At 73.8% G+C, this 12,533-nt stretch carries 12 protein-coding genes; 8 read left to right on the top strand and 4 right to left on the bottom strand.

The genetic code is table 11. From position 1 onward, the window contains the following. Positions 1-19 precede the first annotated feature (19 nt). On the bottom strand, positions 20-844 hold the full coding sequence (gene ygfZ / locus E0493_RS10475) for a CAF17-like 4Fe-4S cluster assembly/insertion protein YgfZ (RefSeq protein WP_202397047.1): 825 nt from the start codon (positions 842-844) through the stop codon (positions 20-22). An 84-nt stretch (positions 845-928) separates the two neighbouring features. Between ygfZ and E0493_RS10470 the strand changes: the two genes are divergently transcribed. From E0493_RS10470 to E0493_RS23715, 4 genes are read left to right on the top strand one after another with little or no spacing between them, the layout of a single operon-like run. Then, positions 929-1,852 (top strand): glycosyltransferase family 9 protein, encoded by a 924-nt coding sequence (locus tag E0493_RS10470; RefSeq protein WP_202397046.1) that lies wholly within the window; start codon positions 929-931, stop codon positions 1,850-1,852. A gap of 43 nt (positions 1,853-1,895) precedes the next feature. Further along, positions 1,896-2,981, top strand: coding sequence for a glycosyltransferase (locus E0493_RS10465; RefSeq protein ID WP_160936884.1), 1,086 nt, complete (start codon positions 1,896-1,898; stop codon positions 2,979-2,981). 7 nt (positions 2,982-2,988) lie between these two features. Then, entirely contained in the window at positions 2,989-4,746 is a 1,758-nt protein-coding gene (gene asnB, locus E0493_RS10460; protein ID WP_160936883.1) for an asparagine synthase (glutamine-hydrolyzing), read from the top strand. 48 nt (positions 4,747-4,794) lie between these two features. Beyond that, complete coding sequence (locus E0493_RS23715) at positions 4,795-4,926, top strand: hypothetical protein (protein ID WP_268894110.1); 132 nt, start codon at positions 4,795-4,797, stop codon at positions 4,924-4,926. 249 nt (positions 4,927-5,175) lie between these two features. Here E0493_RS23715 and der read toward each other — a convergent pair whose 3' ends face one another. The 3 genes from der to E0493_RS10445 form a co-directional block, all read right to left on the bottom strand. Continuing rightward, on the bottom strand, positions 5,176-6,513 hold the full coding sequence (der, locus tag E0493_RS10455) for a ribosome biogenesis GTPase Der (RefSeq protein ID WP_160936882.1): 1,338 nt from the start codon (positions 6,511-6,513) through the stop codon (positions 5,176-5,178). 191 nt (positions 6,514-6,704) lie between these two features. After that, entirely contained in the window at positions 6,705-7,613 is a 909-nt protein-coding gene (locus tag E0493_RS10450; protein WP_160936881.1) for a hydroxymethylglutaryl-CoA lyase, read from the bottom strand. A gap of 134 nt (positions 7,614-7,747) precedes the next feature. After that, complete coding sequence (locus tag E0493_RS10445) at positions 7,748-8,524, bottom strand: VOC family protein (protein WP_160936880.1); 777 nt, start codon at positions 8,522-8,524, stop codon at positions 7,748-7,750. Positions 8,525-8,608: 84 nt separating this feature from the next. Between E0493_RS10445 and E0493_RS10440 the strand changes: the two genes are divergently transcribed. The 4 genes from E0493_RS10440 (at position 8,609) to E0493_RS10425 (ending at position 12,470) form a co-directional block, all read left to right on the top strand. Further along, positions 8,609-9,055 carry a MarR family winged helix-turn-helix transcriptional regulator gene (locus E0493_RS10440; RefSeq protein ID WP_160936879.1) on the top strand — a complete coding sequence of 149 codons (447 nt, stop codon included), beginning with the start codon at positions 8,609-8,611 and terminating at the stop codon, positions 9,053-9,055. Between the two features lie 96 nt (positions 9,056-9,151). Next, the gene (locus E0493_RS10435; protein WP_160936878.1) at positions 9,152-10,069 is read left to right on the top strand and encodes a LysR family transcriptional regulator; all 918 of its coding nucleotides are present in this window, start codon (positions 9,152-9,154) and stop codon (positions 10,067-10,069) included. 111 nt (positions 10,070-10,180) lie between these two features. Further along, positions 10,181-11,161, top strand: a complete 981-nt coding sequence (locus E0493_RS10430) for a Bug family tripartite tricarboxylate transporter substrate binding protein (protein WP_160936877.1) — start codon at positions 10,181-10,183, stop codon at positions 11,159-11,161. Between the two features lie 4 nt (positions 11,162-11,165). After that, positions 11,166-12,470 (top strand): CaiB/BaiF CoA transferase family protein, encoded by a 1,305-nt coding sequence (locus E0493_RS10425; protein WP_202397044.1) that lies wholly within the window; start codon positions 11,166-11,168, stop codon positions 12,468-12,470. Positions 12,471-12,533: the final 63 nt, after the last annotated feature.

The following is a 12,533-nucleotide window of genomic DNA, read 5'->3' as shown; positions in this document are numbered from 1 at the left end:
CCGCCGCGCGGCGGCCGGCTCAGCCCGCCGCCTGCTCCGGCAGGCGCATCCAGCCTGGCACGCGCGGCACCAGCACCGCCGCGCCGCAGGTCAGCCGCTCGCCCTCGCGCAGCGGCAGGCGCAGCAGGGCCAGGCCCAGCCCTTGCGGGTGGCCGGAGCGCATCTCGCCGACCTCGGCGCCCTCGCGCAGCACGGGCGTTCCGGGCGCGGGCAGGGGGCCCTCCACCGCCACCGGCACCAGCCGCCGCTTCAGCAGGCCGCGATACTTGGTGCGGGCGGTCAGCTCCTGGCCCATGTAGCAGCCCTTGCTCCAGGAGATGCCGCCCAGCTCGTCGAAGCCGGCCTCCAGCAGCACCGACTTCTCCGCCTCCAGGTCGGGCGCGCCGTTGGGCAGCCCGAGGGCGAGGCGATGGCGGTCGTAGTCGCCCGCCGCGCCGGGCAGCGCCTGCCCCGCGGGGAGGATGGCGCGCCAGCCGGCCTCGGGCAGGCGCGGGTCGGGGGCGGCGAGGGCCTCCGCGGGCGGCGCGGCCTCGCCCCAGCCGGCCCAGACGGCGAGGTCGGGCCGCCCGGCCAGCGCCACGCGGGAGCGCAGGCGGAAGCGGGAAAGCCGCTGTGCCAGCAGGGCGGCCTGGGCGGCAGGAACGTCCAGCAGCAGGCGCTCGCCCGCGGCCAGGATGAAGAAATCGGCCAGCCACTTGCCCTGCGGGGTCAGCAGCGCGGCCCAGACGGCGCGGCCAGGCATGGCCTGCGTGACGTCGTTGGACACCAGGCCCTGAAGGAAGTCGAGGCGGTCCTCACCGGAGAGGTCCACCACGGCACGGTCGGAAAGGGGAGCGATGGGCATCCCGAAGATTTTGGCAGGCGAGGCGGCGCAGACAAGCGGCGACGCTGCACGCCATCGCCCAACCATGCTATGCGCGCGCCAACCATGCGCATCCTCTTCGTGACCGCCACCCGCATCGGGGATGCGGTGCTCTCCACCGGGCTGCTGGACCACCTGCTGCGAACCTATCCGCAGGCACGCTTCACCGTGGCCTGTGGTCCGGCGGCGGAGGGGATCTTCGCGCGGATGCCGCGGCGCGACGCCACCATCGTGCTGGAGAAGCGCCGCTTCTCGCTGCACTGGCTGGCGCTCTGGGCGCAGGTGGCGCGGCACCGGTGGGACCTGGTGGTGGACCTGCGCGGCTCCGCCCTGGCCTGGATGGTGCCGGCGCGGGCGCGCGCGGTGATGCGCGGCGGGCGCCGCCCCGGCCACAAGCTGCTGCATCTTGGGCAGGTGCTGCGGCTGGCGCCGGCGCCGCGCCCGGTGGCCTGGTTCGACGTCGCCGACACCGCGCGGGCGGAGGTGGTGTTGCCGGGCGAGGGGCCCTTCATCGCCCTTGGCCCCAGCGCCAACTGGCCAGGCAAGGTCTGGCCGCCGGACCGGTTCGTGGCGCTTTTCCAGGCGCTCTCCGCGCCGGATGGGCCGTTGCCCGGGGCGCGGCCGGTGATCCTGGGCGGGCCGGGCGGGACCGAGGCCGGCCTGGCCGCGCCGGTGCTGCGGGCCTTGCCGGGGGCGGTGGACCTGGTGGGCCGCCTTTCGCTGCCGGAGGCGGCGGCGGTGCTGACCCGCTGCGCGCTGTTTGTCGGCAATGATTCGGGGCTGATGCACCTCTCGGCCGCCGCCGGGGCGCCCACGCTTGGCCTGTTCGGGCCGACCCAGGCCGGCGAATACGCGCCGGTCGGCCGCCGCGCCCGGGCGGTGGTGGCGCAGGGAGCGGCCGGGCAGGCGCCGATGACGGCGCTTGGCGTCGGCGAGGCGCTGGAGGCCGCGATTGCCCTGCTGCGGCAAGCGGAGGCGGCGGCAGCATGACGCTCCGCCGCATCCACGGCCTCGCTCCGGCGGCGGGCGGCCCATGAGGCTGGCCCAGGTGATGGCCGGCAGCACGATGGGCGGGGCCGAAGGCTTTTACGAGCGGCTTGCCCTGGCGCTGCACCTGACGGGCGACGAGGTGCTCTCGGTGATCCGCAGCGACCCGGGGCGCGCCGCCCGGCTTTCCGCGCAGGGGCTGGTGCCGGTGCAGCTCCGCTTCGGCAACTGGCTCGACCTGCCGACCCGGCTGCGCCTGCAGGCCGAGCTGAACGGGTTCCGGCCCGCGGTGGTGGTGGCCTGGATGAACCGCGCCGCCCGCTTCTCCCCGCGCGGCCCCTGGACCCTGGTGGGCCGGCTGGGCGGCTACTACGACCTGAAATACTACCGCCACTGCGACCACCTCGTCGGCAACACGCGCGACCTGGTGGCGTGGATCGTCCGCCAGGGCTGGCCGCGCGAGCGCGCGCACTACCTGCCGAACTTCGTGGACGACATGGGGGGCATGCGGCCGGCCGAGCTGGACCTGCCACCCGGCGTGCGGCCGGGCGCGCCGCGCCTGCTGGCGCTGGGCCGGCTGCACCGCAACAAGGGCTTCGACATGCTGCTGCGCGCCCTCCCCCTCCTTCCCGGTGCCGCGCTGACCATCGCCGGGGAGGGGCCGGAGCGCGCGGCGCTGGCCCGGCTGGCGGCGCAGCTGGGCGTGGCCGACCGCGTGCAGCTCCTGGGCTGGCGCCGGGATTCCGGCGCCTTGCTGGCGGCCTGCGACGTCTTTGTCTGCTCCTCGCGCCATGAGCCGCTCGGCAACATCGTGCTGGAGGCCTGGAGCGCGGGGCGGCCGGTGGTGGCGGTGGCGGCGCAGGGGCCCTCGGAACTGATCCGCGACGGCGAGACCGGCCTGCTGGTGCCGCCCGAGTCGCCGGAGGGGCTGGCGGCCGCCATCCGAACCCTGCTGCAGGAGCCGGAGCGCCGCGCCGCGATGGGCGAGGCAGGGCGGGCCGCCTATGCCGCAGCCTTCGCCGCGGGGCCGGTGCTTGCGCGCTGGCGGGGCTTTCTGCAACAGGTGGCGCCGCCTGCCGTTGCCGCCCCGGCGAGGTCCCTATCTGCCGAAGCGCCGGGCGGGCGGAGCTGACTCGCGCATGTGCGGCATCGCCGGCCTCATCCTGAAGCAGGGACTTGTCCCCGACGCGGCGCTGCTGCAGCGGATGACGGCCGCCCTGGCCCATCGCGGGCCGGACGGCGCCGGGCATCACGTGGCGGGCAACGTCGCGCTGGCGCATACCCGGCTGGCCATCATCGACCTCGCCACCGGCGACCAGCCGCTCTTCACCGGCCCGGCGGCGCTGGTCGGCAATGGCGAGGTGTACAACTACCGTGAGTTGCGCACGGAGCATCTCCTGTCCTGCTCCACCGGCAGCGACTGCGAGCCGCCGCTGCACCTGTTCCGCCGCGACGGGCTGGCCTTCGCCGACACGCTGCGCGGCATGTACGCCTTTGCCATCCACGACCGCGCCCAGCGCGAGCTGGTGCTCGCGCGCGACCCCTTCGGCATCAAGCCGCTCTACACCGCCGAGGTGGCGGGGGGCATCGCCTTCGCCTCGGAGCCGCAGGCGCTGATCGCCGCCGGGCTGGTGGCGCCCCGGGTGCGCGCCGAGGCGCGCTCCGAGCTGTTGCAGATGCAGTTCACCACCGGCGCCGAGACGATCTTCGAGGGCATCCGCCGCGTGCTGCCCGGCGAGAGCATCGCCATCGCCGAAGGCAAGGTGCTGGAGCGCCGCCGCCGCGAGGCGCTGCCCGAGGGCGGGCCGGTTCCGGCCAGCGAGGAGGAGGCGCTGGCCCGCTTCGAGGCCGCCTTCCGCGACAGCGTGGACCTGCACCAGCGCAGCGACGTGCCCTACGGCATGTTCCTCTCCGGGGGAACGGACAGTGCCGCGGTGCTGGCCATGATGGCGCGGCTGAACGAAAGCCCGGTGCGCGCCTTCACCGCCGGCTTCGACCTGCCCGGCGCCGCCGACGAGCGGGAGCGCGCCGCCGCCCTCGCCCGCGTGGCGGGCGCGCGGCACGAGACCATCACGGTGACGGAGGCGGAGGTCTGGCGGCACCTGCCGGAGATCGTGGCCGGCATGGATGATCCGGCCGCCGACTACGCCATCATTCCCACCTGGTTCCTGGCCCGGCGTGCCCGGCAGGAGGTGAAGGTGGTGCTCTCCGGCGAGGGCGGCGACGAGATCCTGGGCGGCTATGGCCGCTACCGCGCCGCCATGCGGCCGTGGTGGCTGGGCGGCAAGGCGCCGCGCACCCGGGGTTCCTTCGACCACCTGGACGTGCTGCGCGCCCCGCCCACCGGCTGGCGCGACGGCATCGCCGCCGCCGAGGCCGCCGCCGCCTCCGCCGGCCGCACCCGGCTGATGGCGGCGCAGGCGCTGGATATGGCGGACTGGCTACCGAACGACCTGCTGCTGAAGCTCGATCGTTGCCTGATGGCGCACGGCGTGGAAGGGCGCACGCCCTTCCTGGACACCGCGGTGGCCGAGGCGGTGTTTCGCCTGCCGGATGCGCTGAAGGTCCGCAAGGGCATGGGCAAGTGGTTGCTGCGCGAGTGGCTGGCGCGCAACTTCCCCGCCGCCGAGCCGCACCGCCCGAAGCAGGGCTTCACCGTGCCGATCGGCGCCTGGATCGAGCATATGGGCGAGAAGCTGGGGCCGCTGGTGGCGGCGCAGCCGGGCGTGATGGAGATCGCCAAGCCGGCGAAGGTGGCGGCGCTGTTCAAGGGCGCCGCCAGCAAGCGCCAGGGCTTCGCGGCCTGGCACCTGCTGTTCTATGCGCTCTGGCACCGCCGGCACGTGGAGGGCGTCCTGCCGCAGGGCGACACGCTGGAGTACCTCTCCGCCCGCTGACCGGGGCGCCATGCTTGGCGGGGGAGGCGGAATGTGGGAGGTTGGCCGATGCAAGAACGAACGACCACCCGTGCCCGTCTGCTCTCGGCCCCGAGGATTCGCCTGCTGGAACAGCTCATGCTGACCGGCCTGGCTTTCTTCGGCCTGCTCGCGGTGCTTCACCTGCTGCGACTGGGCTGACCCGCGGCACCCGCCAGCCGCGGCCAGGAGGGCACCCCTCCTGGACCACCCCGCCGGGGCGATTGAATGGCCCCGGACCTTCCCTTTTCCCTTCCTGATGCGCCGTCACTGAAACAGGTGGCGCGGCGGGCTGGGCGGCTCCGTTCCTCCAAAATTTCCAGCAGGCCGGCATCTCCAGCAGGCGGGTCCCGACGACGCGCACCGGCGCGTTCAGCGGCAGGCCCCATGCGCCCGGCCGCGGCCGGACGATCATTCCCCGACGAAGGGGTTCTTGCCGCCGCGCCCATGCAGGCGGATCGGCACGCCCGGCATGTCGAAGGCCTCGCGGAAGCTGTTCACGAGGTAGCGGCGATAGTCCTCCGGCAGGTCCTCGGCGCGCGGGCCGAAGACGGCGACCGTCGGCGGCCGGGCCTTCGGCATGGTGGCGTAGCGCAGCTTGACGCGGCGGCCATCCACCAGCGGCGGGGCGTGGCGGGCGACGGCGGCCTCGAACCAGCGGTTCAGCTCGCCGGTTGGGATGCGGCGGTTCCAGCGCTCGACGGTCTGCCGCACGGCCGGCATCAGCCGCTCCACGCCCTTGCCGGTCATGGCCGAGAGCGCGACGACGGTGATGCCCTTGAGCTGGGCAAGGGAGGCCTGCAGCACGTCCTCCAGCGCCCGGCGCGCCGCCGCGCGGTCCTCCACCGCGTCCCACTTGTTGTAGGCGATGACCACGGCGCGGCCCTCGCGCTCGGCGAGGCGGGCGATGCGCAGGTCCTGCTCGTCCATGCCCAGCGTGGCGTCGAGCACCAGCACCGCCACCTCCGCCTCCTTCAGCGCGGAGATGGTCGCACCCACCGACATCTGCTCCAGGTGCTCGCTGATGCGGGCCTTCTTGCGCATGCCGGCGGTGTCCACCAGCCGCACCTTGCCGCCGGTCTCGTCGGTCCATTCCACCGCCACGGCGTCGCGCGTCAGGCCGGGCTCGGGGCCGGTGATCATCCGCTCCTCGCCGACCAGGGCGTTGAGCAGGGTGGACTTGCCGGCATTCGGGCGGCCGACGATGGCCAGCCGCAGCGGGCGGTCGCGCTCCTGCGCCTCGGGGTCCTCCTCCTCCGGCAGCATCCCGATGGCGGTGGTGTAGAGGTCGGCGATGCCCTCGCCATGCTCGGCCGAGATGGCGACCGGGTCGCCGAGGCCCAGCTCATAGGCTTCCATCGCCGCCATGCCGCCGGCGCGGCCTTCGGTCTTGTTGGCGATCAGCAGCACCGGCACCGACTGGCGGCGCAGCCAGGCGGCGAAGGCACGGTCGGAGGGGGTGAGGCCGGCGCGGGCGTCGGTCACGAAGAGCACCAGGTCGGCCTGCCGGATGGCGATCTCGGAGCTGGCGCGCATGCGGCCGGCGACGGTGTCGGGCGGCGCCTCCTCCAGCCCCGCCGTGTCGAGCAGCAGCACGGGACGGTGGCCGAGGCGGGCCTCGACCTCCTTGCGGTCGCGCGTGACGCCGGGCGTGTCGTCCACGATGGCGAGCTTGCGCCCGGCCAGGCGGTTGAACAGCGTGGACTTGCCGACATTCGGGCGGCCAACAATGGCGATACGGGGGAGCATGATGCGCAGGGCTTTACAGCGGAAACGGCTGGGGTGGAACAGAAACGGGCGTGAAAGAGCAAGGCCGGGGGAAATGAATTCCCCCAGACGCCTTCTTTTTTTCTGTCCGCTCCCCGCGCGGACAAGCGCGGCCCCGAACTGACAAAAGGAAGATGGGGTTTTGGGGGGAATTCATTCCCCCGACCTTGATCCTACGCCGCCAGATGCGCGGGCCGGGCCGCCATGGCCTGCCGCACCCGTCCCCCTGGGCAGCCGCCGGGCAGCGCCGCCGCGCGCCGTGCGACGGGCAGCAGCGCGCCGAGGTCCACGCCTGTGGAGGCACCCATGCGGGCGAACATCCAGGCGACATCCTCGGTCGCCACGTTGCCGGTGGCGCCCGGAGCGAAGGGGCAGCCGCCCAGGCCGGCGATGGCGGCGTCGAAGACCCGCACGCCCGCGCCATGCGCCGCCATGATGTTGGCGAGGCCCAGCCCGTAGGTGTCATGGCCATGGAAGGCCCAGGCGGCGACCCGCGGGAAGGCTTCCGCGCAGGCGGCGTGCAGGCCGGCGACATGGGCGGGGTCGGCGCGGCCGGTGGTGTCGCAGAGGGCGTATTCGGCGTCCGGGCGCAGGGCGGCGAGGCGGCCGACGAGGTCCAGCGCGGCTTCGGGGGCGACACGGCCGGTGAAGGGGCAGTCGAAGGCCGTGGCGATGTTCACGCGCAGGCGGACGCCCTCCAGCTCCGGCAGCAGGGCGGCGAATTCGGCCACGGAGTCCGCCGGGCTCATGCGGATGTTGCTGCGGTTATGCGCCTCGGAGACGGAAACCACCCAGACCAGGTGCCGCGCCCCGGCGGCCAGGGCGCGGCGGGCGTGGCGGGCGTTGGGCACAAGCATCTGCGGGTCGGCGCCGGGGAGGGCCAGGGTGGCGGCCAGCACCGCCTCGGCATCCGCCATCTGCGGCACGGCGGCGGTGCCGACAAAGGCGCCGGCCTCGATGCGGTGGAGGCCTGCGGCGGCGCAGCCCTGGATGATGGCGAGCTTTTCCTCCGTGGGGATGAAGCGGGCGATCGGCTGGAAGCCGTCGCGCGGCCCCACCTCGACGATGGTGACATCCGGCATGGTGCGGGTTCCTCCCGGGGGAGAGGGTGGCGCGGCGGGGGCGCGCCGACCAGTGCCGGATGCAGAGCCTTGGCATCGCGGGATGCGATCACTCGGGGGGAGGGACCGCGCGGGGGGGGATGGTCGGGAGGGCGTCAGCGGCCCGCGCTGATCAGGGCGAAGGCGGCGCCCTGCGGGTCGTGCGCCTGCAGGATCCATTGGCCGCCCGGCACCTCATGCGGACCGTTCAGCACGCTGCCGCCCTGCGCCTTCACGCGCTCCGCCGCGGCCTCCACGCTCTCGACGCGGAAATAGAAGGTCCAGGGGAAGGCGGGCATGCCGGGCGGGCGGGTCATCATGCCGCCGATGGTCACGCCGTTCGCGGCGAAGAGCTGATAGACGCCCATCGGGCCCATGTCGTGCGCCTCGGCCTTGGTCCAGCCGAACAGGCGGGAATAGAAGGCGAAGGTGGCCTCCGCGTCGGTGGCGACCAGCTCGTGCCAGGCGGGGTGGCCTGGCCTGTCCATGGCGAAGGGAGGCGGCGGCATGGCCTCGGTGCCGTGGAACAGGATAAAGGCGGTGCCCTCCGGGTCGGCGGCGACGGCGAAGCGGCCGATGCCGGGAATGTCCTCGGGCTGGCGCAGGATGGCGCCACCGGCCTTGGCCACGCGCGCGGCCATGGCGTCCACGTCCTCCACCGCGACGTCGCCGATCCAGGTGGGGCGCGTGCCGCCGGCACAGCTTCCGCCCGGCGGCATGGTCATGGCGCCGGCGACCGGGGCCTCATCGGCGAGGAGCAGGGTGTAGTCCGTTCCCGGCTGCCCGGCGCTGCGGGCGTGCCAACCCAGCACCGCGCGGTAAAACGCGGTGGCGGCCGCCGCGTCGGTGGTCATCAGTTCGTACCAGACGAAAACTCCACTTGGACCCGGCATTGTGATTCCTTTCTTTCCCGGTCGGCCGCTTGCATGACGCGACGGCACGAACGACATGAAACAGTTGATATCAACCCAATCGGCTTGTCAAACCCCGTGGACCTGACCTTCCAGACGACCCTTCTGGTGCGCGATGCCTGCCTCTGCCTGCATGTGCAGCGTGCTGCGCGGGCCCTGGCGCGCCGCTTCGACGAGGCGCTGCGGCCCGTGGGCCTGACCAGCGGCCAGTTCTCCCTGCTGATGTCGCTGAACCGGCCGGAGGCGGCGCCGATGAAGGCGGTCGCCTCGCTGCTGGCGCTGGACCGGACGACGCTGACGGCCGCCCTCAAGCCGCTGGAGCGGCGCGGCCTGGTGACCGTGGCCGCGGACGCGCGGGACCGCCGGGCCCGGCGCCTGGCGCTGACGGAGGAGGGCCGCGTGCTGCTGGCGCGGGCGCTGCCGATCTGGGTGCGGGCGCATGACGAGGCGGAGGCCCTGCTGCAAGGCGGCGATGCCGATCGGCTGCGGCGGGACCTGCTGGCCCTGTCGTGACTTGCCGGGCTTCGGGACCGAGGGGCGCCGCCTTCCCCCTCCCGCCCCGGTGGGCCCGTTTGACCGCGCTTCGCCTTCCGCCGCAGATTCCCCGCCATGTCTCAGACCATAGGCGAGGGCCGGCTGCGGTTCGACCTGGTGACGCTCGACCTGTTCCTCTCGGTGGCCGAGGAAGGGAGCATCGCGGCGGCGGCCATGCGCCGGCACATCGCACCCTCGGCGGTGAGCCGTCGGCTCGCGGAGCTGGAGGCGGCGATGGACACGCCCCTGCTGCAGCGCCACGCGCGCGGCATCGCGCTGACCCTGGCGGGCGAGGCGCTGCAGCGGCACGCCCGCAGCGTCTTCGCCGTGCTGGGCCGCATGCGCGACGAGATGGGTGAGCACGCGCAAGGGGTGCGCGGACATGTGCGGATCGCCGCCAACACCTCCTCCCTGGCCGAGTTCCTGCCGGAGGAGCTGGCGCTGTTCATGGCCCGCTGGCCGGGCGTCCGGGTGGAGATGCAGGAACTGCTGAGCCCGGAGATCGTCCGCGCCGTGCGGGACGGGCTGGCGGATGTCGGCATCATGGCGGAGAGCGTGCCGGCCGAGGGGCTGGAGAGCCTGTTCTACCGCGAGGACCGGCTGCAGGCGGTGGTGCCGCTTGGCCATCCGCTCGCCGGGCGGGAGGCGCTGCACTACGCCGAGACGCTGGACTTCCCGCAGGTGGGGCTGGCGCGGGAATCCTCGATCCAGAAGATGCTGGCCGGCACGGCGGCGCAGGCCGGGCGGCCGATCGACCTGCAGGTGCATGTGAACAGCTTCGACGTGCTGCGGCGCCTGGTGCAGGTGGGGATCGGGCTGGCGGTGCTGCCGGAGGCCTGCATCCGCCCCTTCGCCGAGGCCATGGGGTTGCGCGGCGTCCCGCTGCGGGACGCCTGGGCGCGGCGAAGGCTGAAGCTCTGCGTGCGGGACCGCGCGACGCTGCCTGCGCCGGCACGGCTTTTCGTGCAGCAGGCGACGCGGCTGGAGGCATAGCCGGCGGCAGCCGTCGCCCGCGGCGATGGCTCGCCTCGCCAAACGCGAGTGGCGGGAGGGTCGCCCGCTTGGCATCCTGGCGGGCAAAGAAATCTGGGAGATGTCCGAGCCATGCTGTTCAACCGGCGGCGCCTGCTGGGTGCCGCGTCCCTCGGCCTTGCCGGCGCCCTGCTGGGCGCCATCCCTGTCGCGCGCGCGCAGAGCGGCACCATCACGCTGATCGTGCCCACCGCGCCCGCCGGCAGCACCGACTTCGCCGCCCGCCTCGTGGCCGAGCCGCTGGCGAAGCGGCTGGGGCAGAACGTGGTGGTGGAGAACCGGGCGGGCGCGAACGGCGCCATCGGCACCGGCGCGGTGGCGCGCGCCAGGCCGGATGGCACCACGCTGCTGGTGCAGTATTCCGGCTACCATGTCGGCACGCCGGCCATCGTCCCGAACCTCGGCTACGACGTGCGGAAGGACTTCGTGCCCATCGCGCTGCTGATGGACGCGCCGCAGGTGGTTTTCGTGCATCCCTCGGTGCCGGCGAGAACGGCGGCCGAGCTGGTGGCCTATGCCAAGGCGCATCCGGGCCAGCTGAACTACGCCTCGGCCGGCAACGGCTCGATGCAGCATCTCGGCACCGAGCTGTGGAAGCAGCAGGCGGGCTTCGACATGGCGCATGTGCCCTATCGCGGCACCGGTCCGGCGACACAGGACCTGCTGGCCGGGCGCGTGCAGGTCCTCATGACCACGCCGCCGCCGCTGATGCCCTACGCCAAGGATGGAACGCTGCGGGCGCTGGCCATCACCTCGGCCGGGCGCCACCCGGCGCTGCCGGAGGTGCCGACCATGGCCGAATCCGGCCAGCCGGGCATGGAGGTGACCGCCTGGTTCGCCGTGTTCGCGCCCGCCGGCACGCCGGAGCCGGTGCTGAAGCGCCTCACCGAGGCGGTGGACGCTGTGGTGACGACGCCGGAGTTCCGCCGCCGCGTGGAGGAACAGGGCGCCATCGCCCGTTCGATGACGCCCGAGGCGCTGGGCCAGCGGGTGGAGAAGGAACTGGCCGAGTGGACCCAGGTCGCCCGCGCCGCCAACATCAAGCCGGAGTAGGTCCATGGCCGACATGCCGCCCCGCCCCGATCCCTCGCCCCTCGCCGGTGCCGGCGCGCCGCTCGCCGGGCTGCGCGTGCTGGAACTCGGCCACTTCGTCGCCGCGCCGTTCGCCACGCGGCTGCTCGGCGACCTGGGGGCGGAGGTCATCAAGGTGGAGCCGCCGGGTGGCGACCCGGTGCGGCAATGGGGGGCGCGGCACAACGGGCATGCCCCGTGGTGGTCCGTCCATGCCCGCAACAAGCGCTGCATCGCGCTGGACCTGAAACGGCCTGAGGCGCGGGAGATCGTGCTCGGGCTGGTGCGGCACTGCGACGCGGTGGTGGAGAACTTCCGGCCCGGGCAGCTTGAGAAGCTCGGGCTCGGCGCGGCGGCCATGAAGGCGGCGCGGCCTGACCTGGTGATCGCCCGTATCTCCGGCTATGGGCAGGACGGGCCGTATCGCGATCGGGCGGCCTTCGGGGTGATCGGCGAGGCGATCGGCGGGCTGCGCCACCTGACCGACCATGCGCCGGGCACCAGCGACCTGCCGCCGGTGCGGGTGGGCGTCAGCCTGGGCGATTCGGTGGCCGGCATCTATGCCGCGCTCGGCCTGGTGGCGGCGCTGTGGCGTCGGGACCGGCGCGCGCCGTTGTCCGGGCCAGGGTGTGGAGGTGAGGCCGGAGGTGAGGCCGGACGGGGGGCGGAGGTGGACGTGGCGCTGACCGAGTCGGTGTTCAGCCTGCTGGAAGGGGCGCTGCCCGACTACTCCACCCTCGGCACCATCCGGCAGCCGTCCGGCGGCGGCATCGCCACCGCGGCGCCGACCAACGCCTACCGGGCACGGGATGGCATCTGGGTGCTGATCGCCGCCAACTCGGACCCCCTGTTCCGCCGGCTGGCAAAGCTGATGGGCATGCCCGAGCTGGTCGAGGACGCGCGCTTCGCCGACAACCAGGCCCGCGTGCGCAACGTGGCGGAACTGGACGCGCTGATCGGCGCCTGGGCGGCGCGCTTTGACGGGCGGGCGCTGGAGGCGGTGCTGGCCGAGGCCGACATTCCCTCCACCCGCGCCTTCACCATCGCCGATTGCGCGGCGGATCCGCAGTTCCGCGCGCGGGACATGGTGCGGGAGGTGGAGGATCCGCTGCACGGGCCGGTGCTGCATCCCGGCGTGGTGCCGCGGATCGACGGCGCCGTGCCGCCGCCGCGTTCCACCGGCCCGGAGATCGGTGCCGATACGGCCGCGGTGCTGCGGGAACTGCTCGGGATGGAGAAGGAGGCGGTGGCCGCCTTGCAGGAGGCCGGCGTGCTGCGGGCGAGAGGGTAGGCGAGGCGCGGGCGGGATCGGGGCGAAACGCTGCTCCCCTGGATCCCCGCTTCGCCCTGTTGC

The organism is Teichococcus coralli (genome assembly GCF_009829925.1).
GTDB lineage: Bacteria > Pseudomonadota > Alphaproteobacteria > Acetobacterales > Acetobacteraceae > Pseudoroseomonas > Pseudoroseomonas coralli.
Note: the sequence above shows the minus strand (reverse complement) of the source record. Positions and strands in the feature narration are given on the sequence as shown.

What these genes read in the sequence shown, in the direction of transcription:
- E0493_RS10430 (WP_160936877.1), top strand. Translation starts at nt 10,181, where the DNA reads ATGCTGTTCAACCGGCGGCGCCTGCTGGGTGCCGCGTCCCTCGGCCTT.
- E0493_RS23715 (WP_268894110.1), top strand. Translation starts at nt 4,795, where the DNA reads ATGCAAGAACGAACGACCACCCGTGCCCGTCTGCTCTCGGCCCCGAGG.
- E0493_RS10445 (WP_160936880.1), bottom strand. Translation starts at nt 8,524, where the DNA reads ATGCCGGGTCCAAGTGGAGTTTTCGTCTGGTACGAACTGATGACCACC.
- E0493_RS10450 (WP_160936881.1), bottom strand. Translation starts at nt 7,613, where the DNA reads ATGCCGGATGTCACCATCGTCGAGGTGGGGCCGCGCGACGGCTTCCAG.
- ygfZ (WP_202397047.1), bottom strand. Translation starts at nt 844, where the DNA reads ATGCCCATCGCTCCCCTTTCCGACCGTGCCGTGGTGGACCTCTCCGGT.
- E0493_RS10425 (WP_202397044.1), top strand. Translation starts at nt 11,166, where the DNA reads ATGGCCGACATGCCGCCCCGCCCCGATCCCTCGCCCCTCGCCGGTGCC.
- der (WP_160936882.1), bottom strand. Translation starts at nt 6,513, where the DNA reads ATGCTCCCCCGTATCGCCATTGTTGGCCGCCCGAATGTCGGCAAGTCC.
- E0493_RS10470 (WP_202397046.1), top strand. Translation starts at nt 929, where the DNA reads ATGCGCATCCTCTTCGTGACCGCCACCCGCATCGGGGATGCGGTGCTC.
- asnB (WP_160936883.1), top strand. Translation starts at nt 2,989, where the DNA reads ATGTGCGGCATCGCCGGCCTCATCCTGAAGCAGGGACTTGTCCCCGAC.
- E0493_RS10465 (WP_160936884.1), top strand. Translation starts at nt 1,896, where the DNA reads ATGAGGCTGGCCCAGGTGATGGCCGGCAGCACGATGGGCGGGGCCGAA.
- E0493_RS10435 (WP_160936878.1), top strand. Translation starts at nt 9,152, where the DNA reads ATGTCTCAGACCATAGGCGAGGGCCGGCTGCGGTTCGACCTGGTGACG.